The organism is Arthrobacter sp. 135MFCol5.1, from assembly GCF_000374865.1.
In the GTDB taxonomy this organism is placed as follows: Bacteria; Actinomycetota; Actinomycetes; order Actinomycetales; family Micrococcaceae; genus Arthrobacter.
In genome coordinates this window covers 51,992-76,771 of the sequence record NZ_KB895453.1, presented here as the reverse complement: position 1 = coordinate 76,771, position 24,780 = coordinate 51,992, and the positions used below count along the sequence as shown (strand labels likewise).

22 protein-coding genes, 1 tRNA gene and 1 riboswitch are annotated in these 24,780 nt (G+C 67.5%); of the genes, 10 read left to right on the top strand and 13 right to left on the bottom strand.

Annotated features, from left to right (window positions below; all coding sequences use genetic code 11):
- Positions 1-96 precede the first annotated feature (96 nt).
- Genes C563_RS0103935 through C563_RS0103925 form a run of 3 tightly spaced genes read right to left on the bottom strand, consistent with a single transcriptional unit; the run spans position 97 to position 3,064 of the window.
- Positions 97-897: an energy-coupling factor transporter transmembrane component T family protein gene (locus C563_RS0103935; RefSeq protein WP_018760730.1), complete on the bottom strand. Its 801-nt coding sequence runs from the start codon at positions 895-897 to the stop codon at positions 97-99.
- Complete coding sequence (locus tag C563_RS0103930) at positions 894-2,441, bottom strand: ABC transporter ATP-binding protein (RefSeq protein WP_018760729.1); 1,548 nt, start codon at positions 2,439-2,441, stop codon at positions 894-896. The genes C563_RS0103935 and C563_RS0103930 overlap by 4 nt, the downstream gene beginning before the upstream one ends.
- Complete coding sequence (locus tag C563_RS0103925) at positions 2,441-3,064, bottom strand: ECF transporter S component (protein ID WP_018760728.1); 624 nt, start codon at positions 3,062-3,064, stop codon at positions 2,441-2,443. The genes C563_RS0103930 and C563_RS0103925 overlap by 1 nt, the downstream gene beginning before the upstream one ends.
- Before the next feature lie 67 nt (positions 3,065-3,131).
- Positions 3,132-3,272: riboswitch (TPP riboswitch) on the bottom strand.
- Between the two features lie 219 nt (positions 3,273-3,491).
- Here C563_RS0103925 and C563_RS0103920 point away from each other — a divergent pair.
- Positions 3,492-3,755, top strand: coding sequence for a DUF4235 domain-containing protein (locus C563_RS0103920; protein ID WP_018760727.1), 264 nt, complete (start codon positions 3,492-3,494; stop codon positions 3,753-3,755).
- On the opposite strand, the gene mnhG is transcribed toward C563_RS0103920, so the two are convergent.
- From mnhG to C563_RS0103890, 6 genes are read right to left on the bottom strand one after another with little or no spacing between them, the layout of a single operon-like run.
- Entirely contained in the window at positions 3,756-4,169 is a 414-nt protein-coding gene (gene mnhG, locus C563_RS0103915) for a monovalent cation/H(+) antiporter subunit G (protein WP_018760726.1), read from the bottom strand.
- Positions 4,159-4,437, bottom strand: a complete 279-nt coding sequence (locus tag C563_RS0103910) for a monovalent cation/H+ antiporter complex subunit F (protein WP_018760725.1) — start codon at positions 4,435-4,437, stop codon at positions 4,159-4,161. Before C563_RS0103910 ends, mnhG begins: the two co-directional genes overlap by 11 nt.
- Complete coding sequence (locus C563_RS0103905; RefSeq protein WP_018760724.1) at positions 4,434-4,979, bottom strand: Na+/H+ antiporter subunit E; 546 nt, start codon at positions 4,977-4,979, stop codon at positions 4,434-4,436. Before C563_RS0103905 ends, C563_RS0103910 begins: the two co-directional genes overlap by 4 nt.
- The gene (locus C563_RS0103900) at positions 4,976-6,577 is read right to left on the bottom strand and encodes a Na+/H+ antiporter subunit D (RefSeq protein WP_018760723.1); all 1,602 of its coding nucleotides are present in this window, start codon (positions 6,575-6,577) and stop codon (positions 4,976-4,978) included. The genes C563_RS0103905 and C563_RS0103900 overlap by 4 nt, the downstream gene beginning before the upstream one ends.
- Positions 6,574-7,095, bottom strand: coding sequence for a Na(+)/H(+) antiporter subunit C (locus C563_RS0103895; protein ID WP_018760722.1), 522 nt, complete (start codon positions 7,093-7,095; stop codon positions 6,574-6,576). The genes C563_RS0103900 and C563_RS0103895 overlap by 4 nt, the downstream gene beginning before the upstream one ends.
- Complete coding sequence (locus C563_RS0103890; protein ID WP_018760721.1) at positions 7,092-10,121, bottom strand: Na+/H+ antiporter subunit A; 3,030 nt, start codon at positions 10,119-10,121, stop codon at positions 7,092-7,094. The genes C563_RS0103895 and C563_RS0103890 overlap by 4 nt, the downstream gene beginning before the upstream one ends.
- A 196-nt stretch (positions 10,122-10,317) precedes the next feature.
- Between C563_RS0103890 and C563_RS0103885 the strand changes: the two genes are divergently transcribed.
- The 3 genes from C563_RS0103885 to C563_RS0103875 all read left to right on the top strand — a co-directional run bounded on the left by C563_RS0103885 (position 10,318) and on the right by C563_RS0103875 (position 13,454).
- Positions 10,318-11,721, top strand: coding sequence for an MFS transporter (locus C563_RS0103885; RefSeq protein ID WP_026264349.1), 1,404 nt, complete (start codon positions 10,318-10,320; stop codon positions 11,719-11,721).
- A 63-nt stretch (positions 11,722-11,784) separates the two neighbouring features.
- Positions 11,785-12,267 (top strand): cation:proton antiporter regulatory subunit, encoded by a 483-nt coding sequence (locus C563_RS0103880; protein ID WP_018760719.1) that lies wholly within the window; start codon positions 11,785-11,787, stop codon positions 12,265-12,267.
- 5 nt (positions 12,268-12,272) lie between these two features.
- Positions 12,273-13,454 carry a cation:proton antiporter gene (locus C563_RS0103875; RefSeq protein ID WP_018760718.1) on the top strand — a complete coding sequence of 394 codons (1,182 nt, stop codon included), beginning with the start codon at positions 12,273-12,275 and terminating at the stop codon, positions 13,452-13,454.
- A 34-nt stretch (positions 13,455-13,488) separates the two neighbouring features.
- Here the strand turns inward: C563_RS0103875 and dcd are convergent, their stop codons facing one another.
- Positions 13,489-14,064: a dCTP deaminase gene (gene dcd, locus C563_RS0103870; RefSeq protein ID WP_018760717.1), complete on the bottom strand. Its 576-nt coding sequence runs from the start codon at positions 14,062-14,064 to the stop codon at positions 13,489-13,491.
- A gap of 144 nt (positions 14,065-14,208) precedes the next feature.
- Between dcd and C563_RS20850 the strand changes: the two genes are divergently transcribed.
- Positions 14,209-15,924: a CAP domain-containing protein gene (locus C563_RS20850; protein ID WP_231369836.1), complete on the top strand. Its 1,716-nt coding sequence runs from the start codon at positions 14,209-14,211 to the stop codon at positions 15,922-15,924.
- Positions 15,925-15,957: 33 nt separating this feature from the next.
- Here the strand turns inward: C563_RS20850 and C563_RS0103860 are convergent, their stop codons facing one another.
- Positions 15,958-16,419, bottom strand: a complete 462-nt coding sequence (locus C563_RS0103860; RefSeq protein ID WP_018760715.1) for an SRPBCC family protein — start codon at positions 16,417-16,419, stop codon at positions 15,958-15,960.
- A 241-nt stretch (positions 16,420-16,660) separates the two neighbouring features.
- On the opposite strand from C563_RS0103860, the gene C563_RS0103855 reads away from it, so the two are divergent.
- The 3 genes from C563_RS0103855 to C563_RS0103845 all read left to right on the top strand — a co-directional run bounded on the left by C563_RS0103855 (position 16,661) and on the right by C563_RS0103845 (position 18,143).
- A tRNA-Gly gene (locus C563_RS0103855) sits at positions 16,661-16,731 on the top strand.
- Between the two features lie 105 nt (positions 16,732-16,836).
- Positions 16,837-16,977, top strand: a complete 141-nt coding sequence (locus tag C563_RS22540) for a hypothetical protein (protein ID WP_018760714.1) — start codon at positions 16,837-16,839, stop codon at positions 16,975-16,977.
- On the top strand, positions 16,974-18,143 hold the full coding sequence (locus C563_RS0103845) for a N(5)-(carboxyethyl)ornithine synthase (RefSeq protein WP_018760713.1): 1,170 nt from the start codon (positions 16,974-16,976) through the stop codon (positions 18,141-18,143). Before C563_RS22540 ends, C563_RS0103845 begins: the two co-directional genes overlap by 4 nt.
- Positions 18,144-18,244: 101 nt before the next feature.
- Here the strand turns inward: C563_RS0103845 and C563_RS0103840 are convergent, their stop codons facing one another.
- The gene (locus C563_RS0103840; protein WP_018760712.1) at positions 18,245-19,624 is read right to left on the bottom strand and encodes an MFS transporter; all 1,380 of its coding nucleotides are present in this window, start codon (positions 19,622-19,624) and stop codon (positions 18,245-18,247) included.
- Positions 19,625-19,765: 141 nt separating this feature from the next.
- On the opposite strand from C563_RS0103840, the gene C563_RS0103835 reads away from it, so the two are divergent.
- Both C563_RS0103835 and C563_RS0103830 read left to right on the top strand, forming a co-directional pair.
- A complete protein-coding gene (locus C563_RS0103835; protein ID WP_018760711.1) occupies positions 19,766-20,620 on the top strand; it encodes a LysR substrate-binding domain-containing protein in 855 nt (284 codons plus the stop codon).
- A 165-nt stretch (positions 20,621-20,785) separates the two neighbouring features.
- Positions 20,786-21,100 (top strand): hypothetical protein, encoded by a 315-nt coding sequence (locus tag C563_RS0103830; protein ID WP_018760710.1) that lies wholly within the window; start codon positions 20,786-20,788, stop codon positions 21,098-21,100.
- Between the two features lie 124 nt (positions 21,101-21,224).
- Here the strand turns inward: C563_RS0103830 and C563_RS0103825 are convergent, their stop codons facing one another.
- Entirely contained in the window at positions 21,225-24,743 is a 3,519-nt protein-coding gene (locus C563_RS0103825; protein WP_018760709.1) for a bifunctional proline dehydrogenase/L-glutamate gamma-semialdehyde dehydrogenase, read from the bottom strand.
- Positions 24,744-24,780 lie beyond the last annotated feature (37 nt).

The window sequence follows — 24,780 nt, the reverse complement described above, 5'->3', positions numbered from 1 at the left end:
TATCATAAATGAGATAGAAGGTCGCGGTATGGCCATCCGAGGGAGTATCCGGGGTGACCTACCCGCTACATGCGATAGTACCGGCAGGTAACCCTGCTAGCTGCCCAGCCACACCATGTTCCAACGGCCCGCGGCAAGCGCCGCACCGAGGGCGCACCCGGCGATCAGGACGCCACCGCCTACCACCCACAGGTCCAGCACACTGAACGTCGATTCGCGGGCCCAGGTTCGCTGCCCGCCGCCGAAACCCCGCGCTTCCATGGTCACGGCAAGCCTCGACGCGCGGCGGATCGCCTGCACCAGGAGCCCGAAACTTTGGCCCAGGGTCGCCTTCACCCGCTGGACCACGTTGCCGCGCGACCCCACGCCGCGGGCACGCCGGGCCATGCCGATGGTCTGCCATTCCTCGGCCATGAGCCCCACCAGGCGCATCGCCGCCAGGGTTCCCAGGACGAACCGGTGCGGCAGGCGCGCCTTCTGTGCCAGCGCATCGGCAAGGTCCGTCGGATCGGTGCAGCTCATCAGGAGCACCGCCGGAAGGGCGATCGCGAAACCCCGCAGCAGGAAGCCGATGCCCAGCTGGAGGGAGCCTTCGCTCATGGTCCAGATGCCGGCGTCGAGCAGGATCCTCCCGCTGTCCGGCGCCAGGATGGACGTGCTCCAGCCGCCGATGGCGGCGGCGAGGATCAGCGGCCAGCCCCGCTGCCAGAGCAGGGACACTGTGAGGCCGGCCAGGGGAAACAGGATCAGTTCGAAGACCAGCGCCACGGACGCGGACACCCAGTCGATGGACAGCGCCAGGACCGCGGTGATCAGCACGACGGCGGCAAATTTGCTCAGCGGGTTGGCCCGGGCAAGGAGGGCGCGGTTGCCGTCCAGGGTCAGCTGCTGCCTCATGGCGCCACCGGTTCCGTGGCGGCCATCCGCAGCTCGGCCCCGCCCAAAGCCCGGGTGAATTCGGCGTCGTGGGTCACGGACACCACGGCCGTGCCGGCGTCCAGGAGTTCGGAGAGGAACGAGGCCAGCTCCGCCCAGGTGTTGGCGTCCTGCCCGAACGTCGGCTCGTCCAGGACCAGCACCTGCGGGCTGGCGGCCAGGACCGTGGCCACGGACAGCCGACGCTTCTCACCGCCGGACAATGTGTAGGGATTGGCGTCCACCAGCTGGGTGAGCCGCAGCCGCTCCAGCAGCTCCTCCACCCGGTCCTCGCCGCGGCCCAGGTGCCGCGGCCCGAACAGCAGCTCGTCCAACACCTTGCCCGTCACGAACTGGTGCTCCGGTTCCTGGAACACGGTGCCCACCCGTGAGATCAACTGCTCTGCCTTCCACGCGTAGGGGTCGATCCCGGCACCGCGGCTCAGGTCCACGGCGGCCGACACCTTTCCGGACACCGGTTCAAGGAGCCCGGCAAGGGTCAGTGCGAACGTTGATTTTCCGGCGCCGTTCGGGCCGGTGACGGCCAGCGCCTGGCCGGCCCGGACCTGCGCGGCAACACCCTCCTGGACAGGAACCGGCGGAATCTTGCGGAAGCCTTTGCGGCGGGGACGCTCGCGGGAGACCGCCAGGTCTTCGGCTGCAAGCAGGAGGTTGCCGGTTACGGCGGCGGGGATGCCGGACCGGCGGCGGGTGGCCGGCACATACCCCGGCACCCAGACTCCGGCCGCCGTCAGCATGGCCCGGGCCTCGCCGAGCACCCGGTCCGGAGGTCCGTCCAGGAGCACGGCGGGATCCGAGGCGGAGCCCGGCTGCAGGACCACGATCCGGTCCACCAGGTCCTTCCAGACGGAAACCCGGTGCTCCACCACCACCAAAGTGGCCCCGGTCTTGTCGAGGCAGCGTGCCACGGCGTCCCGGACCTCCAGGACGCCGTCCGGGTCGAGGTTGGCGGTGGGCTCGTCCAGCAGGATCAGCCCGGGACGCATCGCAAGGATGCCCGCCAGCGCCAGGCGCTGTTTCTGACCGCCGGAGAGGGCCGACGTCGGGTGGTCCAGCGGGAGGTGGGACAGTCCGACGTCGGCAAGCGCCTCGTGCACGCGCGCCCAGATGGCGTCGCGGGGCACGGCAAGGTTCTCGGCGCCGAAGGCGACGTCGTCCCCCACCCGGGAGAGGACCACCTGCGTCTCCGGGTCCTGCTGCATCAGGCCGGAGCGGCCGCGACGCTCGCGGGGAGGGGCGCCGTCAACCAGCAACGAACCGGACTCGTCCGCATCGCCGGCCTCGCCGTCGTCGTTGATGTCGCCCAGGACCCCGGCGAGGGCATGCAGGAGCGTCGACTTCCCGGCACCCGAGGGACCGAGCAGGAGTACCCGCTCGCCGGGGCGGATATCCAGGTCGAGGGCGTGGACGGCAGGTTTGGCCCTACCGGCATGCCGCCAGCCCCAGCCGCGGGCCGTGACGGCGGCAGGGCGCACGCCTCCTGCGGCGTCCTGGGAAGGTGCCATCAGGAGAACACTGGCTCCGTTGCAGCCTTGCGGGACGCGAAGGAACTCAGCACCCCGGTGCGGGCCAGGCCGCGGGTGGCGAGCCAGGACAACGCGCCCGCCAGCACGGCGCCGGACACCGTGGTCAGGACGATGTAGGCGAGCTTGTCCGCCCCGGAGTAGGCAATGTTCCAGCCCCACGGTGCGAATGAGTCATTCAGGCCGCAGAAGAAGCCCGCGGCCGCCCCCGCCACGAGGGAGACGGGCAGGTTGAACTTGCGGTAGACGAAGACCGCGAAGATGATTTCCGCGCCCAACCCCTGGATGAAACCGGAGAAAAGGACGGAGGCGCCGTACTGGGAACCCATCAGGAGCTCGCCCGTTGCGGCCACAGTTTCGCAGAACAGGGCGGCTCCGGGTTTGCGGATGATGAGCATTCCCAGCACGCCCGGAATCATCCAGCCGCCGGCAAGGATCCCGGTCAAGGGCGGGTAGGCGGCGTTCATGGGGGCCGACAGGGCGGCGGCGCCCTGGTCCCAGGCCCAGAAAATGACCCCGCCGGCGATGGCCACCAAGGCCGCCACCACGATGTCGACGACGCGCCAGGACTTACTGGTGGTCTTCTTGATTGCAGCAGTACTCATGTGATCCTCCTGGGTAACAGGAGGGGAAAGTGGCTCCGGCTGGCGGACCGTTGCCGGTCCGGCCGGACACTTTGAGAACTCGACTCCCTTGCGCCGGTACTAACCGGATCAGGTTCGAGGGTCTGCGGCTGTCCCGCACTCTCAGCGCCCACCTGCGGTGCCCGGCATGGCCAGGTTGTCCGACGGCGGCGCTCCCCTGTCGTTTTTGAATGTTGATGTTCGCGTGTAAATACTGCCCTGTTTGGGCGTGGTCAAGTTTACACCTGGCGGGGGCTGGGCGGCGGCCATGCCGGCTGTTGAACCGGATGTGACCGCGGACCGCCGTCAGCGGGCCCGAGAGGATGCCGGCCATGCCCTTGCCCGGACCGGTCCGGGTGTACGGCTAGGCTGGAGGCAGTCCGTTTTCCGCCCGCAAGGAGTACTAGGAATGAACCTCTTCATCAAGCTGCTCGGTACCGCGGTGAGCCTGGGCGCAGGCCTGGTCGGCACCAAGCTCGTCAACACCATCTGGGAGAAGACCACCGGGCAGAAGCCGCCCAGCGGCAAGGGCGAGGACGTGCCCACCAGCCTGCGGTCGGCCTTGACTTTCGCACTGATCTCCGCGTCCGTCAGCGCCATCATCCAGGTCCTGGCCAACCGGGGCACCCAGCGCGCCATCACCCGATTCGCCAAGACGCAGGACATCGTCTAGCTACTGGCGGTTTTCGCCGTCGTCGCGGTTGTCCGTCAGGGCAGCCTCGGCGGCGGCTTTTTGCACTACGGCCTCAAGCTCATCGGCGGCGAGCAGCTCCCGGTGCAGGTGCTTGGTGCGGTAGCCGGCCCGGCCCACCATGTGCGCGGACACCGGCACCGTGAGCAGCTGGAAGATCCAGGCCACCACCAGGACCGGCCAAACCCACCAGCTGCGCATCTGCAGCCCTATGGCTGCCAGCAGCAGGAACAGGCCCAGGACCTGCGGCTTGGTGGCGGCGTGCATGCGGCTCATCAGGTCCGGGAAGCGAAGCAGCCCGATGGCGGCGCCCAGGGACAGGAGCGCACCCGCCACCATGAACACCGCGGAGGCAAGGTCGATCCACGCGTCCGCGCCGGAAAAGTCAGGATTCATGGGGGTTCACCCTCCGGTCGGCGACGAACCGGGCCACCGTGACCGACCCGATGAACCCAATGATGGAGATGGCCACCACCAGCATCAGGTTGTTCAGGTGCCGGTTCACGGCCATGTCCACGCACAGGGCCCCGCCCAGGATGGCGAGCAGGACATCGGCCGCAAGCACCCGGTCCAGCAGCGAAGGGCCGCGGGCAATCCTGATGATGGCCCCGCCCGCGGCGAGGGAGAAGATGACGGCCGTGACCGCCAGGACAACAGGCATCATGCGGACGCCTCCATTCGGACGGCTTCGAGTTCTTCGGCGGACCCCATGATGCGGATCAGGCCCGCTTCGATGGACCGGACCTCGTTCCGCAGGCCCTCGATGTCCTGCTTGGAGGTGATGTTGAGTGCATGCAGGTACAGGGTGGAGGCCGGGCGGTCCACCTCCACCACCAGGGAGCCGGGAATCAGGGAGATCACGTGCCCGGTGGCGGTGACGATCAGGTCCTGGTGGCTCCGGAGCTTCACCGCGACGACGGCGTTGGTCACCTTGGGTCCGCGGACGGTGGCCAGGTACAGGACCTGGCCGCTGGCGACCACCACTTTCGCCAGGAAGGCAAAGGCGAAGGGCACGGCGTACAGGATGTTGAACCGGCCGCTGAGTTCCACCGGCGGAAGGTAGAACAGCCTGGCAACGCCTACCGCCAGCAGGGCACCGAAGAGCAGGTTCCCGGGGCTGAAGTCCTGCCACAGGGCGCCCCACACGATCACCAGCCACACCAGGAGGGGAAGCTCCTGCCGCAGCGAAATCCGTTTGCGGCTCATCGTCCTCCTCCCGTCACGGTGGCCGGAACGGCGGTATTGCTGCCGAGGACCGACTGGATGTAGGGGGCCCGGTCCAGCATGTCCCGCGCAGCCTGGTCGGAGAGCCCGAACAGCGGCCCGGCGAACACGGTGAGCGCGACGCCGAGCACCACCAGGCCAAGGGTTGATCCCACCATGGTGCGCGGCAGGAGCGTGACCGTGTTGAGTTTGGCGCCCGGACCGGCGGCGCGCCCCGAGGGGCCGGCCAGCAGCACGGGGTCCGGATGTTCGGCGTCCTCCGGCTTCCGCCAGAACGCCCGGTTCCATACGCGGGCAATGGCCAGCAGCGTCAGCAGGCTGGTCAGCACCCCGCCGATCACCAGTGCGTAGGCCAGCGGGGTCCCCAGCTCAATGCCGGCCTGCAGCAGGCCCACCTTGCCGAGGAACCCTGAGAACGGGGGGATGCCGGCCAGGTTCATGCCGGGGATGAAGAACAGCATTGCCAGCAGGGGCGAGAGCTTGGCCAGGCCGCCCAGCCGGTCAACGGAGGAGCTGCCGCCGCGGCGTTCGATCAGGCCGGTCACCAGGAACAGGCTGGTCTGGATGGTGATGTGGTGGGCCACGTAGAAGACCGCCGCCGCCAGCCCGGCCACGGAGGACATGGCCAGCCCGAACACCATGTACCCGATGTGGCTGACCAGGGTGAACGAGAGCAGACGTTTGATGTCGCTTTGCGCCAGCGCACCAAGGATGCCCACCACCATGGTCAGCAGCGCCACCACCATCAGTGGCGTGTTCAGGGTGTCGCCGGGGAACAACAGCGTCTCGGTCCTGACCATGGCGTACACGCCCACCTTGGTCAACAGGCCGGCGAACACGGCGGTGACGGGTGCCGGCGCCGTGGGGTAGGAGTCGGGGAGCCAGAAGGACAGCGGGAAGACGGCGGCCTTGATGCCGAACGCCACCAGCAGCATGACGTGCAGCAGGGTCCTGGTGCCTTGGTCCAGGTCGCCCAGTTTGAGGGCGAGGTCAGCCATGTTGACGGTGCCGGTTGCGCCGTACACCATGGCGATGGCGATCAGGAACAGCACGGAGGACACCACCGACACCACCACGTAGGTGACGCCGGCGCGGATCCGGGGCCCGGTGCCGCCCAGGGTCATCAGCACGTAGCTTGCGGTCAGCAGGATCTCGAAGCCTACGTAGAGGTTGAAGAGGTCGCCGGAGAGGAACGCGTTGGACACCCCTGCCACCAGGATCAGGTAGGTGGGGTGGAAGATCGAGACCGGTGCGTCTTCGTCGCCGTCGGCCATGCCTTGCCCGGTGGCGTACACCAGCACGGCGAGGCTCACTGCCGAGGAGACCACCAGCATCAGCGAGGAGAACTGGTCCACCACCATCACGATGCCCCAGGGCGGCAGCCAGCCGCCGATGGTCACCGCGGCGGTCCCGCTGTTCCACGCGGACGCCAACAGGAGGCATTCGAGGGCCAGGGTGAGTGACAACAGTCCGATGCTGACCGCCCGCTGGGCCCGGGAGTGCCGGATCAGGAGGAAGGTCAGTGCGGCGCCCAGGATGGGAAGGACGACGGCGAGCGGGGCCAGGCTGGCGATGTTCACTTTTTGCCGCCTTCCGGGCCGGATTCGATGGTGGGCGAGCCGGGCTGTTCTTCCGCGGCCGCCTGTTCGGCCGGCATTTCCCGGCCTCCCGCCGTGACGGTGGCGAGCGGAAACTCGGATGTTTCGGCCGGGATTTCGGCGTCGTCCTCCGCGTCGAAGCTCGGTGTTTCCGCCACCCGGAGGTCCTCCACGTCGTCCTGGATATCGTCCTGGCGGGCCAGGACCCACGTGCGGTAGATGATGCCCAGCATGAACGCCGTGACGGCGAAGGAGATCACGATCGAGGTCAGGATCAAGGCTTGCGGCAGGGGGTCGTTGTAGTCACCGGCGGGGGTGTCCTTGGTGAAGAACGGAGCCAGGCCGGCGTATCCCCCGGTGGAGAGGATCAGCAGGTTGGTGGCGTTGGCCAGCAGCATCAGCCCCAGCAGGACGCGGGTGAGGCTGCGTTCGAGGATCAGGTAGATACCGCAGGCATAGAGGGCGCCCATGACGATCAGCAGGGTCAGGTTGACGCTCATGCGTTGCCCTTTGCGGTGGTCTCGGCAGGAATACGGTCCGGTTCCTGGTCCTGCTGTGCCGGTTCAGGCCCGGCCGCAGCGGACCGTTCTTCCATGTGTTCATCGATCTCGGCACCCAGGCTGCGCAGCACGTCGAGCACCAGGCCCACCACCACCACGTACACGCCGATATCGAAGATGGTGGAGGTGACGAACTTGATGTCGCCGAAGACGGGCAGCCACACCTCGATGATGGCGGACTGGAACACCTGGCCGCCCAACAGCAGGGGCGTCACGCCGGAGGCAGCGGCCAGGGCCAGGCCGGTGCCCAGCAACGCACCGGCGCTCAGCGGTGCGGCTTCCCTCAGTTCGAACCGGCCGCCGGCCAGGTAGCGGATGGTCAGGGCCAGGCCGGCGGTCAGGCCGCCGGCGAAACCGCCGCCGGGCAGGTTGTGGCCGGCCAGCAGCAGGTAGAGCGAGAAGATGATCATCGAGTGGAACATCAGGCGGGTGACCACCTCGAAGATGATGGAGCGGCGTTCCGGGGCGAGGGTCCTGCCCGCCACGATCCAGGCGTCCCGTGCCGAGGCGGCGAACTTCCGGCTGATGGCCAGCGCCGCACCGTCGCGGGACCCGGGGTCCACGCCGTGGTACCGCCCCACGGTGCCCTCGGCAACGGAGGCGGACCGTTGCAGGCGGTCTCCGCGGCCGCGGACGAAGATCAGGCTGGCCACGCCGGTGGCGGCCAGGGCCAGGACGCTGATCTCGCCGAAGGTGTCCCACGCCCGGATGTCCACGAGCGTCACGTTCACCACGTTCAGGCCGCCGCCGCCCTCGTAGGCGAGCTGCGGGAACTGCAGGGACACCGGGATGGCGGTCCTGGCTCCCATGGCGAAGATCGCGGCGAACACCATGGTCACGCCGAAGCCCAACCCGATGATGACGCGCAGCACCCGGTACTTTCCGCCGGTGCGGTCACGAAGCTCAGGAGGAAGGCTGCGCATGGCCAGGACGAACGCCACCAGGATGATGGTTTCCACCAGCATCTGGGTCAGGGCAAGGTCGGGGGCGCCCTGCAGGGCGAACATGAGGGCGATGCCGTACCCGGTGACGGAGACCATCAGCACCGCCAGGAAGCGCTTGTTGGCCTTGACGGCGGCAAGGGCGCCAATCACGATGCCCGCGCCGGCCACGAGCTGCAGCGGCGAGTGCGGGTCCACGAGGTAGATGTCCTGCGGCAGGGCATTGCCGCTGAGCAGGATGGCGGTGAGCGGCAGGACGAACGCCACGCTGAGGATTACGGCGAGGTAGAAGTAGAGGGAACCGCGCTGGGTCCGGCCCGTGATCCAGACGGCGGCGTCGTCCAGGGCGCCGATGGTGAGCTGGTAGCCCCGGTCGCCGTCCACCCAGCCCGGAACCCGTGCCTGCGCCCTGGCCACGGCGTTGCGGCCGACGTACATCGCCAGGCCCAGCACGAACGTGACGGCCGTCAGCCCCAGTGCGGGGGTGAAACCGTGCCACAGCGCCAGGTGGCCGGCCTGCTCAGCCGGCGTTCCGGCGTCGGGCGCCGTGGAGGCGAACAGCGCCGCGTAAGGCTGGATCCAGGCGTCAACCGGTACCGGCCAGAGCCCGTAGGCGATGGTCAGGAGGCTCAGGACCGCGGGCGCGGCAAGGAAGGAGGGCCGGATGGCTTTGAACGGGGTGGGCTCCACGCCGGGCTTCGCCGCGAAGGCACCCCACATGAACCTGGCGCTGTAGGCGAAGGTCAGGATGGATCCCACCACCAGTCCGGCCAGCACCACCATGCCCCACGGACCGGCATGCGGGCCGGTGGCGTGGTGAACGAACGCTTCGAGTACCGATTCCTTGGCCACAAACCCGGCCAGCAGCGGCACCCCGGCCATGGAGGCCGCACCGATGCCCGCCACGATGCCCAGGGCCCGCGAGGACCGGAAGACGCCGGAGAGTTTCCGCACATCACGGGTCCCGGACTGGTGGTCGATGATGCCCACCACCAGGAACAGCGTGGCCTTGAACAGGCCGTGGGCCAGCAGCATTGCCAGCCCGGCCAGGGCGGCGTCCGGCGTCCCCAGGCCCACCACCATGGTGAGGAAGCCCAGCTGGCTGACGGTGCCGTAGGCAAGGATCAGCTTGATGTCGGTCTGCCGGAGCGCCCGGTAGCCTCCCACCAGCATCGTGGCCAGGCCCAGGCCCAGGACCACGGGCTGCCAGTACGCCGTCTCCGCAAAGCCCGGCGCAAGGCGGGCCACCAGGTAGATTCCCGCCTTGACCATCGCCGCCGCGTGCAGGTAGGCACTGACGGGGGTCGGCGCAGCCATGGCACCGGGGAGCCAGAAATGGAACGGGACCAGCGCGGACTTGGTGATGGCACCCACCAGAATAAGCACGACGGCGGCGCCCACCGTGGCGCCTGACGGTCCGGAGACCAGCGCGGCCGCTTGCTCAAGGATGCTGGAGATGCGGTAGGTCCCTGCGGTGTAGCCCAGCATGATCAGGCCCACCAGCATGGCCAGGCCGCCTGCCGTGGTGACCATGAGCGCCTGCAGGGCGGACCGGCGGGCCGCGAGCCGGGTCCTGGCGAACCCGATCAGGAGGTAGGACAGGATGGTGGTGAGTTCCCAGAAGATGAACAACAGCAGCAGGTCATCGGCCAGCACCAGGCCGAACATGGCGCCGGCGAAGGCAAGCAACTGCGCGCCGAACGCACCGAGGTCCTGGTCTTTCCGTTTGAAATACCGGGCGCAATAAAGCAGCACCAGCGCACCGACACCCAGCACCAGCAGGGACATCACCCAAGCCAGCGCGTCCATCCGGAACGCAAACTCAAGGTGGAGGCCGGGAATCCATTCAAAGACTTCGGATACTGCGCCGGACCCGGAATAGACGGCGTCGTGCTGGAAGGCCAACCAGGCGAAGGAAACAGCCGGGACGGCCGCCAGTGCGTAGAACGCATTCCGGCCCCAGGCCCTGAAGAGGAAAGGCGCCAGGACAGCCACCGAAAAGTGCACGGCAAGGACTGTTATCACTGGTATCTCCGCAACGTCAGGGATTCGATTGTCAAAAGTTGGAGCAGGCGGCAAGAAAGTTAGATCCGGGAGGCTCCAGTTTACCAAGGCCCCGGCACCACCTTTTCTTGTGCGGGGTGGGCCGGGCGGCGAATTCCCCCACGTCACAGGGCTGTGCTCCGCCGGGTGTTCGCCACGGGCGGATACGATTCAACGTATGAACAGCGCCAGCGCTCAGGGGGCAATGCGGCCTGCCTCGGAACTTGAGTCCGGAACCCGGACTTCCACCAAGCGCCGCATCCTGGCGTGGGCCTCCTGGGACTGGGGTTCGGCGGCCTTCAACGCGGTCATGACCACGTTCGTCTTCACCGTCTACCTGACGTCCAACGCCTTCGGCGGGGAGGACAGTGCTTCCGCGGTCCTGGGCTCCGCCCTGGCTGTTGCCGGATTGGCCATCGCGCTCCTGGCTCCGGTCACCGGCCAGCGCTCGGACGCGGGCGGCCGCCGCAAGCTGTGGCTGGGAGTGAACTCGGCCGCCGTCGCCATCCTTACCGCCCTGTGCTTCTTCGTGTTTCCGCACCCGGAATTCCTGCTTCCCGGCGCCTGCCTGATTGCGCTGGGCAATGTGTTCTTCGAGTTCGCCGGCGTGAACTACAACGCCATGCTGGCCCAGGTTTCCACGCCGCAGAACATCGGGAGGGTCAGCGGGTTCGGCTGGGGCGCGGGCTACGTCGGCGGAATCGTGGCCCTCCTGATCGTCCTGCAACTGTTCGTCCAACCGGCTTTCGACTGGGTCGGGGCGTCCACCACGGACAGCCTGAACATCCGGTTGGTAGCTGTCTTCTCCGCGCTCTGGTTTTTCGTCTTCGCCCTTCCGGTGTTGTTCGCCGTTCCCGAACTGCCCCGCGGCACCAATACCGCCCGCCTGGGCTTCCTGGCCAGCTACGGGCTGCTGTTCCGGCGCATCAAGGCCATCTACGCCACCAGTCCGCACACCATCTACTTCCTGCTGGCCAGTGCCGTCTTCCGGGATGGGCTGGCCGCCGTCTTCACCTTTGGCGGCATCATCGCGGCCGGGACCTTCGGCTTCGCTCTGTCGCAGGTCATCTTCTTCGCGATCTTCGGGAACGTGGTGGCGGCCATCGGTGCCGTGATCGGCGGCTTCCTGGATGACAAAGTGGGCCCCAAGGCCGTCATTACGGGTTCCTTGGTGGGGCTCCTGGCCGCCGGGACCGCCATCCTGGTGCTGGGCAACGGAAACTATTCCTTCTTCGGCATGAATTGGGCGGGGAGCACCACGTTCTGGGTGTTCGGGTTGTTCCTCTGCCTGTTCGTCGGCCCGGCCCAGTCCTCATCCCGCGCCTACCTGGCCCGCCTGGCGCCGCACGGGGAATCGGGAGAGCTCTTCGGGCTGTATGCCACCACCGGACGCGCCGTCAGCTTCCTGGCCCCCGCCCTCTTCACCCTGTGCATCACCGTGGCCACCCCGCTGGTGCCAGCCGGGCAGGCCCAGCGCTGGGGCATCCTGGGCATCATGGTGGTGCTCCTGGCCGGGCTTCTGGTCCTGCTGCCGGTGAAGTCACCGGACAAGGCCCCCATCGCCGTGGTTCCCACTGCCTGACCCTGCCTCAGGCACCCGGCCAGGGCCCGGGCCCGGTGTTGCCAGGCAGACTAGGCTGGAACTATGAACGTGGACGAGACCAACCTGCCCGGCCTGGGCCGCCGGAGGGATTTCATGACCGCCTCGGGGCGCCGCATTGGCGTCGTGGAGCTGCGGGAAGGCCAGACCGAACTCATCGTCTCCACCTGGGACGATCCTGATACCTGCCAGGCGTCGATTCCGCTCACCAGCGACGAAGCCGCCACGTTGGGCAACCTCCTGGGCGGCACCCACCTGGCCATGAAGCTCGCCGAGGAACACAAGGACGTCCCGGGCATCGTTACCCGCCAGTTCTCCATCGCCGCTGACTCCCCGTTCCAGAACCAGCCCATGGGCAAGGCCTGCATCCGTACCAGGTGCGGCGTCTCCATTGTGGCCATCATGCGCGAAGGAGAGGTGCTGCCCTCGCCCGGGCCTGACGTCGTCCTCCACCCTGGCGACCTGCTGGTGGCGGTGGGCACCCAGGAAGGCCTGGACTCCGCGGCCAATATCCTGCGCCACGGCTAAGCCGAATGGACCCGTTGGCCCAGACCCTCATTGAGCTGGGGGCCGTTGTGTTCTGCCTCGGCCTACTGGCCAGGCTGGCCGGCCGGATTGGAATGTCCCCCATCCCGTTCTACCTGCTGGGCGGACTCGCGTTCGGGGCAGGCGGCATCGTCAAGCTGGAGGGAATGCACGAGTTTGCGCACCTTTCCGGCGAAATTGGCGTCATCCTCCTCCTGCTTATGCTCGGATTGGAATATACGGCTGCCGAGCTTTTCACCGGGCTGCGCCGTTCGTGGCAGGCCGGCGTCCTGGACCTGGTCCTGAACTTCATCCCCGGCGCAGGCCTGGCGCTGGTCCTGGGCTGGGGCGGCGTCGGTGCCATGGTCATGGGCGGGGTCACGTATATTTCGTCGTCCGGCATTGCTGCCAAGGTCATTACGGACCTGGGCCGGCTGGGAAACCGTGAAACACCGGTAGTGCTGTCCATCCTGGTCTTCGAGGACCTCGCCATGGCCGTGTACCTGCCCATCCTCACTGCCACGCTCGCAGGTGTGAGTTTCCTGGGCGGCCTCACCACGGTGGGAATCGCCCTGGCGGTGGTGAGCCTGGTCCTGATGGTGGCGCTGCGGCACGGGCACCACGTCTCCAAAGCCGTCCACAGCGAGAATTCCGAGGTCTTCCTGCTCAACGTCCTGGGTGCCGCGTTGCTGGTAGCCGGCGCGGCGTCGGCCATGCAGGTGTCCGCTGCGGTGGGCGCCTTCATGCTGGGCATCGCCATCTCCGGCGCCACGGCACACAGCGCCACCCGCATCCTCGAGCCGCTGCGCGACCTCTTCGCCGCTATCTTCTTCGTGGCGTTCGGGCTGAACACGGATCCCACGTCCATCCCCCCGGTTTTGGGCTGGGCCCTGGTGTTGGCGGCAGTCACTGCGGGCACCAAGATGCTGACCGGTATCTGGGCGGCGAAACGCGCCGGAATCGCCCGCCCGGGCCGCTTCCGCGCCGGCGCCGCGCTCATCGCACGCGGCGAATTCTCCATCGTGATCGCGGGGCTGGCGGTCGCGTCCGGGGCGGTTCCGCACCAGCTGGCGGCGCTGGCCACGGCCTATGTGCTGCTCATGGCGGTGTTGGGCCCGTTGGCGGCGCGCTACGTGGAACCCCTCGCAAAGGCTGCCATCCGGCGGCCCGTGATCGCGCCGCGGGTTTAGGGCTGCCGCGCCGCCGGATCCAGCGCTGCCGGAGCTAGATGCTGGTGCGGTGGAAGTTCAGGTGGCTGCGGCTGGCCGTGGGACCGCGCTGGCCCTGGTACCGGTTGCCGTACTCCCCCTGGCCGTAGGGGAACTCCGCGGCGGAGCTGAGCCGGAAAAAGCAGAGCTGGCCGATCTTCATGCCGGGCCAGAGCTTAATCGGCAGGGTGGCCATGTTGGACAGCTCCAGCGTGACGTGCCCGGAGAAACCAGGATCGATGAAGCCTGCAGTGGAGTGTGTCAGGAGGCCAAGCCGGCCCAAGGATGACTTGCCTTCCAGGCGGGCGGCGATGTCATCGGGCAGGGTGACGGTTTCGTACGTGGACCCCAGGACGAACTCCCCAGGGTGGAGGATGAACGCTTCGTCCTGCTCCACTTCCACCAGCCGCGTCAGTTCGGGCTGCTCCAGCGCTGGGTCGATGTGCGCGTACTTGTGGTTGTCGAACAACCTGAAGAATTTGTCGATCCGCACATCCACGGACGATGGCTGGACCATCGCGGGGTCGTAAGGTTCCAGCACGATCCGCTGGGAATCAATTTCGGCACGAATGTCGCGGTCAGAGATCAGCACGGCTCCCAAATTACCGTATCGGTTATCCACACCCGCACTTTCCCGTTGTTGCTGTGGCCCCGTGGGGCTAATGTTGCGAATGAAAGCCGCCGGAATGGTCTCCCGGGTAGGCATGACAGAGCTGGGGATGTTGTGAATAAATTGGTGGCACCGTCTTTTATTGGCGTGCTCTGCGCGTTGGCGCTGGTCTCATCGTCCGCCACTGCTCCTCCTGCGCCGCCGTTTGGCCAGGCTTCGGGCACGGCGAGCATCACCCTCGCGGCTCCCTTGGTGCGCGACGCCGGCCGGTCCGCTGCGGCGAACACAGGCGTCGGAAACCTCACGCCGGCCGTGGACCCGGACATCCGGGCCGCTTCACCTGTGCCCGCCTCCACCCCGCCCACCGCTGCGTCCGCGCCCGCCACGTCATCAACGGCTGCGGCATCCTCCCCGTCCACCACGCCGTCCACCACGCCGTCCACCGGGGCGCTCCCCGCCGCCACCTCCGCAGCGACGACATCCGACGTGCCGTCCATCCCTCCGCTCTGGGCGCCCGACCACGAACTCGCCGCCCCGGCCCAGCTGGCCGCACCCGAATCGGCCACCGCGCTGCCCTCCACCGAGGCGCTGGTCCCGGACAGCAACGCCGCCGCCATCCTCACGGTCTTCACCAAGATCAATGAGTACCGGGTGGCCAACGGCCTGAACAAGGTGAAATACCACCCCATCGTGGCGGGGCTAGCTCAGGACTGGTCTGACAATATCGCCACCCGTGAGGTGGTGGAACACCGGGCCTCCTTCTGGACAGACCCCCGCGCGATGAGCCCCAACAACGGGGCCGGTGAGATCATCGCCATCCGCACGGACCGCGACGCCGCCCAGCTCGTGGAATGGTGGAAGGGCTCCCCCGGGCACAACGCCATGCTCCTGGATCCCAGGTTCAACGTCATGGGAGCCGGCATCTCCTACACCAACTCCACCTACCAGATCTGGGGAGTGGTGAACTTCTTCGGTTACACCACGCTGCCCGCCGGCACCCTCGATTCCCCGGGCGGCGCCGGCTCCGGCGGGCCCTTCCCGGCACCCCCGCCAAGCCTCTGCGATGCCCCGGTACGGCACATGCCGCCCACCCTGAACCTTTCCGCCGCCGCCATCACCGGCCCGGCTGACCTCGTGTCGGTCGACTCCGCGGGGCAACTGTTGAACAGGGCAGCCACCGGCCCCCGTACCTACGCCGCAGCGAAAGTGATCGGCTCAGGGTTTGCCGGCGCCAAGGAAGTCTTCGTGACGGACTGGGACCGCGACGGCACCTACGACGTCCTGGTCCAGTGGACCACGGGCAACCTGGCCCTCTACCGGGGTATCGCCACCGGCGGCTTCCAGGCGCCCATCACGCTCGGCACCGGCGGCTGGAACACCTTGACCCTGGCGGTGGGAGGCTGGTGCGCCAACAACAGGATGCCCCAGATCCTCGCCCTCGACGGCTCCGGAAACCTGTTCCTCTACCCGAACAAGGGCACCGGCGACATTGCCGACCGCGTCACCATTGCCACCGGCATCACCGCCTCCCGGCTGGCCATGGTGGACTTCGACGGTGACGGCTTCCAGGACATCCTGGCGCTCAAGGCCGACGGCAGTGCCACGCTGTACCGCGGGTGGGGTACCACCACGCTTCGCGCTGAGGCACGGCCCACCGTAGCCACGGGATGGACGGACGTCACCGGGATCCGCGCGCTGCGCAACGTCACCGCGCTGAACTCCCGGGGGGTGGCACTGCGCCGGGCAAACGACACCGTGCAGTACTGGGACCTGGGCTCCGGAAGCCTCGCGTCGCCGTCGAACATTGCCGGGCCCTGGACCGGCCAGCGGCTGGCGCAGTAGTCCCGGGAGGTGGGGCCGCCGGCTCCGCAGGGTTCAGAGGGCGGGCTGGAGTTCCAGGACGTCCTTCAGCCGATCGAGCTGGCCGACGTCGGAGCTGACGCGGCGCTGCAGCATCCCGTCCAGGAGCCCCAACCGGTTGAAGATGCTGAACCGGCCTTCGCGTTTGGCCTCCACGGCGAACCTGACGCGGGTGCCGGAGCCTTCGGTGCTGAGGTAGTACCCGCCCCAACGGGTGGCGGGCCCGGAAACGATGTGGAACTCGATTTCAGCCCCGGGCCGGATATTGGTGATTTCCAGCTCCGCCGGAATGCTTAGCCCGGAACGGCCGGCCACCATCTTGCGGTAAACGGCGCCCTTGCTGTCGGCCGGACCCTGCACGAGCTTGACACTGCGGACGTCGTGCCGCCAGGAGGGGAGGTTGGTGGCGTCAAGGAGGAACTGGTAGACGGCCATGGCGTCACGCTCAATGAGGACCTCGTTTTCTGCGCTTGCCATGAAGATATTTCCTGTGGTTGACGTCGGCTGCCGCAGTAGCCGCCTCCCCCAACGTGGCCGCTACCCGGATCAGGTTAGCCAGCGCCCGTCCGCCGGACCTAGCCGGCAGGGCCGACGTTATTGAAGAGTTACTGGATGACGCCGCGGGTTTGGAGGACACGCAACGCCCTGCTTGCCGGGTTGGCGGGGAGCCCCTCGATCTGCGCTAAGCTAAGTTCTGCCCCGCGCGAATGGGGGCACTGCGGCTGTAGCTCAATGGTAGAGCGCTAGCTTCCCAAGCTTGATACGCGGGTTCGATTCCCGTCAGCCGCTCTGAAACCTCACTCCCCGCATGTTGCAGCCACCCCGGTGCCCATTAGGTGCAGGGGTGTAGGGTCGGTAGTCAGGAACCCTTTCGGTTCCGCTACAGGAGCAATCATGGCTGACAAGTCCCCGCGTCAATCGGCATCAAAAAAGTCCGGCAAGTCCATCAAGGAAAAGCGCGCAGACAAGAAGGCCGCCGCAGCGCCGGCCAGCTCCCTGGACATCACGTCCACCAAGGCCGCAAAAAAGAAGTGAGCGGCCACGAACCCCGGCTGAGCCTGGGCGTCCTGGCCTCCACGCGAAAACCGGACGAGCGCCGCGTACCCATCCACCCCCTGCACGTCGAACGGATCGCCCCCGCACTGCGGCAGCGCATCATCCTGGAGCAGGGCTACGGCGAGCGCTTCGGCGTCCCGGACAGCCACCTCTCCACGCTGGTGGGACGCATGGCGGCCCGGGAAGAACTGCTGGCCGCGGCCGACGTCGTCCTCCTGCCCAAACCGCAGCCGGAAGACCTGGCGGAGATGCGGGACGGACAGGTCCTCTGGGGGTGGCCGCACTGCGTCCAGGACCGCGCCATCACCCAGCTGGCGATTGACAAGAAACTGACCCTCATCGCGTTTGAGGCGATGAACCACTGGGCCAGCGACGGCGGGTTCGGCCTGCACGTGTTCCACAAGAACAATGAGCTGGCCGGCTACTGCTCGGTCCTGCACGCCCTTGCGCTGACGGGTTCCACCGGGGACTACGGGCGCCGGCTAAGCGCCGTCGTGATTGGCTTCGGCGCCACGGCGCGCGGGGCGGTGACGGCGCTGAACGCGCACGGCATCCACGATGTCCAGGTGCTGACCAACCGCGGCGTAGCAGCGGTGGGCGCCCCCATCCATTCAGTGAACATCGTGCAGTTCGACCACGACGACGAGGCTCCCTTCCTGAGCCAGGTCATCACCGAACGGGGCAGGGTTCCGCTGGCACCGTTCCTCGCCGAGAGCGACATCGTGGTCAACTGCACGCTGCAGGACCCGAACAACCCGCTCACGTACCTGCGGACCGAGGACCTGGCAGCATTCAGCCCCGGCAGCCTTATCGTTGATGTTTCCTGCGATGATGGCATGGGCTTCAGCTGGGCCAAGTCCACCACGTTTGCGGCTCCGATAATCACGGTCGGCGACCACATCAACTACTACGCGGTGGACCACAGCCCGTCCTACCTCTGGAACTCCTCAAGCTGGGAGATCAGCCAGGCGCTTCAACCGTTCCTCGAAACAGTCATGGGCGGACCGGCCGCGTGGGACGCGAACGACACAATAGCGCGGGCCATCGAGATCCGCGACGGCGTCATTCGAAACGAGGCTGTGCTGCAATTCCAGGAACGCGCCGCGGAGTACCCGCACCCGGCGTTGCAGCTGGCAGCCCTCTAGGCAGCTCCCCCCGAAGGGCAACCGGGCACGGCGCCGACCCCGGTTGCCCCAGTAGCGCCTGCGGCCCCTATTAGGCGCCGGGTTTTTGGGGCGCCGGGGTTTTAGGCGCCGGCGTGCCGGCTGACGATCCGCAACGGGTGGCGCCCCTTCAGGTCCATCCGGAGCTGCAGGCCGCCCTTGCGGGCCAGCACGGCCCCCACCGACAACGCGGCCAGCGCGGGTACGCCACCGGACACCAGCAGCGCGGCGTGCGGGTTCACATGCTCGGCGATCCAGCCCAGCATGGGCCCGCCCAGCGCCTGGCCGCCGATCAGCACCATGATGTACAGGCTCATGACCCGGCCGCGGATGGCCATGTTGGAACTGACCTGCACCAGTTGGTTGGACCCGGTGAGGAACATCAGGCACCAGAACCCGGACAGGACCATGACCGCCCCGAACCACACCATGGACGGGGCAAGGGCAGCCAGGCAGAGCATCAGTCCGTACATCCCGGCGCAGAACACCACGGACCGCAGGCGCAACTGCCGACGCCGGGTGGACGCCACGGCGCCGAACAGTGCCCCGAGTGCCACCAGGGCGTTGAGGAGGCCATACCCGCCGGCCCCCACCTGGTAGACGTGGTCCGCGAACGCGGCAAGCAGCACCGGCAGGCTCATGGCGAACACCGCGATGAACCCGGCCATGAGCCATGGCCAGTAAATGGTGGGCTTGCTCAGGGCGTAGCGCAGCCCCTCCCGGAGCATGCCCTTGCTTTTGGGCGTCGGGGCGCTGACGAAAAGCTGGTCCTTGCGCAGGAGCAGGAGCATGGTCACCGTGGAGCAGCAGGCCAGCGCGTTCGCCGCGAACGCCCAGCCGGCCCCCACCGCCGTCAGGAGCAGCCCCGCGATGGCCGGCCCGATCAGGCCGCCCAGCTGGAAGGTGGTGGAGTTGACGCTGATGGCGTTCCGCAAGTACCTGGGGCCCACGAGCTCGTTGACGAACACCTGGCGGGCGGGCTGGTCAAGGACGGTCACCAGGCCCAGGACAAACGCGATGACGTAGACGTGCCACACCATGATCACGCCGGTCAGGGCCAGGACGGCCAGCGCCGCCGCAAGGACGGCGGCCACGCTCTGGCACAGGATCAGGATCTTCCGTTTGGCGAACCTGTCCGCGATCATCCCGCCCCAGGGGCCAAGCACCAGGGACGGCATGAACTGCAGGGCCACCGTGAACCCCACGGCCGTCACGGATCCCGAGAGCTGCAGCACCAGCCAGTCCTGGGCGATGCGCTGCATCCAGATGGCGATGACGGCGATGAAGTGGCCCATGGCGAAGATCCGGAAGTTGGGCACTTTCAGCGAGATGAAGGTGTGCCGCCAAGGCAGCTTTTCAGGGACGACGGCGAGCGGCTGGGTCTGGTTGTCCGGCGGCGCTGAGCCCGCCGCGTCGATAACTGGCTGGGTGACGGAGGCCGACGAAGGCGGTGGGGGTGCCACAGGTGTGTCCTCAAAATTGCGGGCGGTCTGGGATGTCCTTAACGCTAGGCTGGCGGAGCCAATTATGGAGCGGTATGGTCCCTATAACTCGTATTGCAAAACGCAATACACGCCGACTGTGAATGCCGCGGGAGCCACGAGATGTTTGAACCAGCCCAACTGCGATCCTTCCTTGCGGTGGCCGATACCCTGAGCTTCACCAAGGCCGCCGAACGCCTGGGGCTGGCGCAGCCCACCATCAGCCAGCACATCCGCAAGCTTGAAACGGCCGCCAAGCGCAGCTTGATCGCCAGGGACACCAGGGACGTGCGGCTCACCGACAACGGCGACGCCATGGCCGGATTTGCCCGGAATATCCTCGCGGCCCACGATGCAGCCGCGCGCTACTTTTCCGGGTCCGCAATGCGCGGGCGGCTGCGGTTCGGCACGGCGGATGATCTCGCCATCACCGGCCTGCCGCGGATCCTGCGCGAATTCCGGCAGATCTATCCGCAGATCAACCTGGAACTCACGGTGGGCCAAAGTGACCAGCTCTACCGAAAACTCAACGCCGGCCAACTGGACCTGGTCTTCGTGAAGTGGGTGGCCGGGGCGAAGGACGGCACGGTGGTCCAGCACGATTCGTTCTCGTGGGTGGGCCTTGAACAAACGTCACTGGAACCCGGAACGCCCGTGCCGTTGATCGCCTACCCGTCCCCCAGCCTCAGCCGGAAACTGGCCATCGATGCCTTGGAAGCCCACGGCCGGACCTGGCGGATCACCTGCACCACCCGCCAGATCAGCGGGGTGCTCGCGGCCGTCCGGGCGGGCATCGGCGTTGCCGTCATGCCCACGTCACTGGTCCCGGATGACCTGAAGATCATCACCCGGCGCTTCGACCTGCCCGCGGTGGGAGATGTGGACTTCACCTTGATCCGCAATCCGCTGGCAAACTCAGAGGTAATTGACGCCCTCACCCAATCGATCGTTGGCAGGACCATTAACCGCCAAACCTAACCCCGCGGAAGCCCGAATTCCAGCATTTGGCGGGATTAGGGGGACCGTGTCCATTGATAGGGGAGGTGCCATCCTCTATGCTCTGTTACCAAGGTCAAGCAGCAGGCCGCGTTCACCAACACAGACGCGCGTCCGCATGCCGGCCGCGTTTGGGACAGGCAGCCAATGACGACAGCCAGGAACACCCATCTCAACTCCGCGCACGCACGCCCGTACGCCGAGGCACGGCCTTCCACCCGCCAGAGCACCCTCGGCAGCGGACGGGCTTCGGTTGATACCGGATACGTCGGCAAACCCACCTGCGACAAGTGCCGGACCGACGAATTCGTCTACCTTGAGTCCTATATTCCCCCCACGTACCGTCGCGACGGCAGCGTGGCCGCACTGGGCGAAGTGGCCTACACCTGCACCCACTGCGAGGAATTCTCGGCCCACAACGTCCCAGTGACCTGGACGCCGCCCGGCTGGTACTTGGGCTAAAGAAACCGGCCAGACACATTGCATTAAAGAGACAAGGCCGGGCAGCCACCATTCAGTGGCTGCCCGGCCTTTCCTTGCGCCTGGCTGCGGCGCGCGGGTTGCCAGGGATCAGAGCCTCAGTGGCTCAGATCAGTGCGTCGGAGAGGTGGTTCGGGGTTCCGAACCGGTGGGCGGTGATGCTGACGGCCTGCTCGTGCAGGAACGGCAGCAACTCCACCCGCCCGGCCTCCGTGACCGGATGGGCGTACACCGCAAGGTCGGGCCGTCCGCCGGTCGCCTCGGCAAGGGCGGATGCATCGCCGCCGATCAGGCGGATGCGGCCGCCGGACAGCTTGCCCGCGGAGGCGAGGCGTCCTGCCGAAGCCAGCCAGCCGGCGTCGGACTCCACCGTCACTCCAATATCCTGTGCGGTGAGCACGGCACGCAGCTGGGCCGGAAGTTCGACGGCGGTGGAAACGGTGAGCGCGGAGCCCGCCAGCACGCCGGCCGCCACGGTCCGGACGAGGTGCGCCAGCGGAGCACCATCGGACAGGCGGATCGTGACGGGGAGGTTCCGGTAGCGGAAGACGTTGCGTTCCGCGCTCAAGCCCGAGACGTCCTTGGCGGTGCCGAACTCCCCGGCCCAGGCCTCGGCGTCGGACGCCAGTGCCCGCTGGACCGATTCCAGCGCTGCGGCGCCAAGAACCGGTGCGGCTGCGTCCAGGACCCGGCGGACACCCGCGTGGGTCACCGGGGCGGTGGCGGTGCTGGTGGCAGGAACCCAGTCGCCCAGGCCTGCCAGGTAGTTCGGGCCGCCCGCCTTGGTGCCGGCTCCGACGGCTGACTTCTTCCAACCGCCGAAGGGCTGGCGCTGCACGATGGCGCCGGTGATGCCGCGGTTCACATAGAGGTTGCCGGCCTGGATGGTGTCCAGCCAGATGCCGAGTTCCTCCGTGTTGAGCGAGTGCAGGCCCGCCGTGAGTCCGTATTCGATCTGGTTCTGGATGGCGATGGCTTCTTCCAGCGTCGCAGCGGTCATCACACCCAGGACCGGGCCGAAGAACTCGGTCAGGTGGAAGTAGGAGCCGCGCTTGACGCCGTACCGCACGCCGGGGCTCCACAGCCGCCCGGTGCCATCCAGCTTCTTCGGTTCCACGGCCCAGCTTTCGCCCTCGCCCAGCGTGGTGAGCGCGTTGAGGAGCTTGCCGTTGGCGGGCTCTATGATGGGGCCCATCTGGCTGGTGGGATCCTGCGGGTAGCCCACCTTGAGTGAGGTGACGGCGTCGATCAGCTGGTTGTGGAACCGCTTGGACGTGGCCACGGAGCCCACCAGGATCACCAGCGAGGCCGCGGAGCATTTCTGGCCGGCGTGGCCGAACGCGGAGTAGGCCACGTCCTTGGCTGCCAGGTCCAGGTCGGCGCTGGGGGTGACGATGATGGCGTTCTTGCCGCTGGTTTCGGCCAGCAGCGGCAGGTCCTTGCGGAACGAGCGGAACAGTTCGGCGGTCTCGTAGCCGCCGGTGAGGATCACGCGGTCCACGGCCGGGTGGCTGATCAGCTGGCGGCCGAGCTCCCGCTCCCCCAGCTGCACCATGATCAGGACGTCCTTGGGGACGCCGGCTTCCCACAGGGCTTCGACCATCACGGCACCGCTGCGGGCGGCCTGCTTGGCGGGCTTGATCACGACGGCGGACCCGGCGGCGAGTGCCGCAAGCGTGGAGCCTGCGGGGATGGCGACCGGGAAGTTCCATGGCGGTGTGACGACGGTGAGCTTGGCTGGGACGAACGTGGCGCCGTCGACCGTGTCCAGCTTGCGTGCGGACTCGGCGTAGTAGTGCGCGAAGTCGATGGCCTCGCTGACCTCGGGATCGCCCTGGTCGATCGTCTTCCCGGTCTCGCTGGCCATCACCTCGAGGAGATCGGCGCGGCGGGCCTCGAGGATGTCGCCGGCGCGGTGCAGGATCTCGGCGCGCTCGTTGCCGGAAAGCTTGCCCCAGGCTTTGCCCTTTTCCACGGCGGTTTCGATGGCGGTGTTGAGCGCGGCTTCGCCGTTGATGAAGGCGGCCTCAACAGCGGCGTTGCCCAGGGTGGAGGACGGGACGCGTTCCAGGATGGCCCGGCCCCAGGTGCGATTGGCCGGCAGCGCGGGGTCGGTATCGGGGGTGTTCCGGAATCCGGTGTGCGGCAGGGCCTCCGGGGCCTGGTTCCGGTCCTGCCTGCGGTTGGGCAGCGGAACGGTGTTGTCCAGGGCGTCCAGCGAGGACAGGAACCGCTGCTTTTCCCGCTCGAACAGTCCCTCGTTCTCGCTGAGCTCGAACACTGCCGACATGAAGTTTTCCTGGCTGGCGCCCTCTTCGAGGCGGCGGATCAGGTAGGCGATGGCGACGTCAAACTCGGCCGGGTGCACCACCGGGGTGTAGAGCAGCAGGGAGCCGACGTCCTTTTTGACGGCTTCGGCCTGGCCCTGCGCCATGCCCAGCAGCATCTCGAATTCGATACCCTGTTCTGCGGTATCCGCGATGCCGCGCTGCTTGGCCAGCAGCCAGGCGAAGGCGATGTCGAAGAGGTTGTGGCCGGCCACGCCGATCCGGATGTTCTTGATCCGGTCCGGGTGCAGCGCATAGTTGATGACCCGCTTGTAGCTGGTATCGGAGTCCTGCTTGGAGCCCCAGGTGGCCAGCGGCCAGTCGTGCAGCGAGGATTCCACCTGCTCCATGGGGAGGTTGGCGCCCTTGACCACGCGGACCTTGATGCCGGCCCCGCCGTTGGCGCGGCGCGCGGCGGCCCAGTCCTGCAGCCGGATCATGGCGGACAGTGCGTCCGGGAGGTAGGCCTGGAGCACGATGCCGGCTTCGAGGTCCTTGAACTCCGGATTGTCCAGGATCCTGGTGAAGACCGCGATGGTCATATCCAGGTCCTTGTACTCCTCCATGTCCAGGTTGATGAACTTGGCCTTCCTGCCGGGGCCCGCGAAGGAGGCAGCGCGCCGGAACAGCGGGGTGAGCTTGTCGACGACGTGCTCCACGGCTTCCTCGAAGGCCCAGGCCGAGTGCGGGGCCACGGTGGAGGAGACCTTGATGGAAACGTAGTCGACGTCGGGGCGGGCCAGCAGGGTGTGCGTGCCTTCCAGCCGGCGGGAGGCCTCGTGCTCGCCGAGGACTGCCTCGCCGAGCAGGTTGACGTTGAGCTTGATGCCGTCCTTCTTGATCTTTGCGATGGCCGGACCCAGCTTGGCATCGGTGGCGTCAACGATCAGGTGGCCCACCATTTCGCGCAGGACCTTGCGGGCCACGGGGATGACAACCCGGGGCAGGACGGGGGCCATGGTCCCGCCGAGAGCCACGGCGCGGCGCATGTACCAGGGCAGGAAGGCCGGAACCTTGGGGGCCAGTGCGGCCAGGTTGCGGGCGGCGACGTTCAGGTCCTCGGGGCGGACCACGCCGTCCACGAATCCAACGGTGAACTCCAGGCCGTTGGGGTCTTTCAGCACGCCGGCGAGCTGTTGGGCGGAGGCGTCGACCGGAACCTTCGACGCTTCGGTGAGCCAGCGGCGGACCAAGGCGACCGCTTCGTCGGCGAGTGCCTTCGCCTGGGGGACGTCGACGTCGACCGTCTGCGCCGTGGCAGCGACGGGGGCTGCCGGTTCCATTGCAACGTGGGTCATGGTTTTCCCGTTCTTTCCTGGGGTTGGGAGGAGGTCT

Bases quoted from the DNA above. Each gene is read 5' to 3' on its own strand.
- C563_RS0103935 (WP_018760730.1), bottom strand. From the start codon at position 897: ATGAGGCAGCAGCTGACCCTGGACGGCAACCGCGCCCTCCTTGCCCGG.
- C563_RS0103930 (WP_018760729.1), bottom strand. From the start codon at position 2,441: ATGGCACCTTCCCAGGACGCCGCAGGAGGCGTGCGCCCTGCCGCCGTC.
- C563_RS0103925 (WP_018760728.1), bottom strand. From the start codon at position 3,064: ATGAGTACTGCTGCAATCAAGAAGACCACCAGTAAGTCCTGGCGCGTC.
- C563_RS0103920 (WP_018760727.1), top strand. From the start codon at position 3,492: ATGAACCTCTTCATCAAGCTGCTCGGTACCGCGGTGAGCCTGGGCGCA.
- mnhG (WP_018760726.1), bottom strand. From the start codon at position 4,169: ATGAATCCTGACTTTTCCGGCGCGGACGCGTGGATCGACCTTGCCTCC.
- C563_RS0103910 (WP_018760725.1), bottom strand. From the start codon at position 4,437: ATGATGCCTGTTGTCCTGGCGGTCACGGCCGTCATCTTCTCCCTCGCC.
- C563_RS0103905 (WP_018760724.1), bottom strand. From the start codon at position 4,979: ATGAGCCGCAAACGGATTTCGCTGCGGCAGGAGCTTCCCCTCCTGGTG.
- C563_RS0103895 (WP_018760722.1), bottom strand. From the start codon at position 7,095: ATGAGCGTCAACCTGACCCTGCTGATCGTCATGGGCGCCCTCTATGCC.
- C563_RS0103885 (WP_026264349.1), top strand. From the start codon at position 10,318: ATGAACAGCGCCAGCGCTCAGGGGGCAATGCGGCCTGCCTCGGAACTT.
- C563_RS0103880 (WP_018760719.1), top strand. From the start codon at position 11,785: ATGAACGTGGACGAGACCAACCTGCCCGGCCTGGGCCGCCGGAGGGAT.
- C563_RS0103875 (WP_018760718.1), top strand. From the start codon at position 12,273: ATGGACCCGTTGGCCCAGACCCTCATTGAGCTGGGGGCCGTTGTGTTC.
- C563_RS0103860 (WP_018760715.1), bottom strand. From the start codon at position 16,419: ATGGCAAGCGCAGAAAACGAGGTCCTCATTGAGCGTGACGCCATGGCC.
- C563_RS22540 (WP_018760714.1), top strand. From the start codon at position 16,837: ATGGCTGACAAGTCCCCGCGTCAATCGGCATCAAAAAAGTCCGGCAAG.
- C563_RS0103835 (WP_018760711.1), top strand. From the start codon at position 19,766: ATGTTTGAACCAGCCCAACTGCGATCCTTCCTTGCGGTGGCCGATACC.
- C563_RS0103830 (WP_018760710.1), top strand. From the start codon at position 20,786: ATGACGACAGCCAGGAACACCCATCTCAACTCCGCGCACGCACGCCCG.
- C563_RS0103825 (WP_018760709.1), bottom strand. From the start codon at position 24,743: ATGACCCACGTTGCAATGGAACCGGCAGCCCCCGTCGCTGCCACGGCG.